This window comes from Xanthomarina spongicola (assembly GCF_003148645.1).
Lineage (GTDB): Bacteria > Bacteroidota > Bacteroidia > Flavobacteriales > Flavobacteriaceae > Xanthomarina > Xanthomarina spongicola.
The window spans coordinates 1-1,777 of the sequence record NZ_QGGP01000025.1 but is presented as its reverse complement, the minus strand read 5'-3'; the positions used below and the strand labels follow the sequence as shown (position 1 = coordinate 1,777).

The 1,777-nt window shown below is 31.3% G+C and carries 2 protein-coding genes; both read left to right on the top strand.

Annotated features, from left to right (window positions below; genetic code table 11):
• Positions 1 to 996: RHS repeat domain-containing protein (locus LX78_RS14675; protein ID WP_170109863.1), on the top strand; the 996-nt coding region annotated here is incomplete at its 5' end.
• Positions 997 to 1,000: 4 nt separating this feature from the next.
• A complete protein-coding gene (locus LX78_RS14670) occupies positions 1,001 to 1,561 on the top strand; it encodes a hypothetical protein (protein WP_146192611.1) in 561 nt (186 codons plus the stop codon).
• The last annotated feature ends 216 nt before the right edge of the window (positions 1,562 to 1,777 follow it).

The window sequence follows — 1,777 nt, the reverse complement described above, 5'->3', positions numbered from 1 at the left end:
ATAGCAAAAAGTAATACGGATACTAATCATGCAACACATTTTTATATCGACAATGTATATGCTTCAACAGGAGAACCAGATATTGTAGAAGAAAATAACTATTATCCTTTTGGACTGAAACATAAGGGTTATGGAGCACCAACAGTTGGGGTTGACCATAAGTATGGTTTTGGTGGTAAAGAAGAACAAGATGAAATGGAATTGAATATGTTAGATTTTGGATGGAGAAATTATGACGCTGCTATCGGTAGATGGATGAATATAGACCCATTAGGCGAGTTGAAGTATGAGTTAACACCATATAATTATGTTCAGAATAGTCCTATGTTTAGAATTGACCCAGACGGTTTAACTGATTATAAAGTAAATAAGAAAACGGGTGAAGTTAATCAAGTTGGAGATGAGAACAAGGACCCTGACAGGATTGTAAAGACTGATAGAAAAGGAAACGTAAAGAAAAAAGGCGAAGGATTATTTGGTTTTTTAACTAAAAAATCTGAAAAAGGAAAATCAAAAATAGCTGTTAGTGGTTTAGATAAGGGGATTTTAGCCGATGGGAAGAATTTAAAGACGGAATCAACTGTGGTAGAAGTAGAATTGGGAAGTAATCTACAGGACAAGAGTTTTGAAAAAACAATTTTGAAAATTTCAGATTACCTAGATGTCGAATTGGCAGGTTATTATGTAAATGACATAAAAAGTGGAAAGGATTATGGTTACCTGCATAACTTTGGAGATAATGACGCCCAAAATTCTAACTCTGGACGTAATTTTTTGAATAGCAATATGCCAAACCTTGCTAAAAGTCAACTTTTTATTAAGGCTTCCTTTCATACTCATTTAACTAGATTTGATGCTGATGATAGATTAAAGCCTTCTTCTACTGGAAGTCGTGGTGGAGATTTAGGGTCGAAGATGAGGGCTCTTGAAATAAATCCTACACAAAGGTTTTTTATTTTAACAAACCCAAATAGAAAAGAATACACTAATTACTAATTACATGAAACGAGCATATTTTTTAAATTTTATTTTAAGTTTATTGCTTATCGGTTGTGCTTCTTGGAAGGATAAATTAAAACCGTCTGGCAATTATGAAGTCGCTGTCGAAAATGCGATTATAGATTACTTAAATACTGCTAGGTATAACAAAGAATTTAATACTTTTCACATTATCAATAAATTGAATGAAATGGTTATTGGAGTAAGTATTAATGGAGATGCAAATAAGTGGCAGTTGGGAGAAATAAAGGTTGGTGATAAAGGAAAGTATTTTCCTAGTAGATTTAAAGAAGTCGATGGTAAACTATTTTATTGGAGTGATTCAACAGTATCAGTAACTCATAATATGATTGATATAATGAAGCAATACAAAATTCTTGATACTATAAAGTATTCTAATAATGGGATACCTGATGATGTAGGTCCTTATTCAAAAGGAGCCATACATTATTATTTTTGCAAGACAGATTTTTTGAAATATAAAAAATTAAAATCAACAATTTCTATAGGTTATTATGAACCACCTAATTTGAATTGTAAAAATAAAAATGCAGAATATTAATATCAAAATACAAGCCAAGAACACCACTTTAAACTACAACAAACAGTACCCAATATTGGGTTTTAAATATAACAGCAATCTTTAATCGGGTTGCTGTTTTGCTTTTAACTTTTAAGCCATTTAACAAACTGAATTATCCTAAAAAAGTTGCTACAAGCTGTAAAATAAAACCAATACAAAGTAACAAGGCACCCAACCCAATATTTCTATTCATCT

What these genes read in the sequence shown, in the direction of transcription:
- LX78_RS14670 (WP_146192611.1), top strand. Translation starts at nt 1,001, where the DNA reads ATGAAACGAGCATATTTTTTAAATTTTATTTTAAGTTTATTGCTTATC.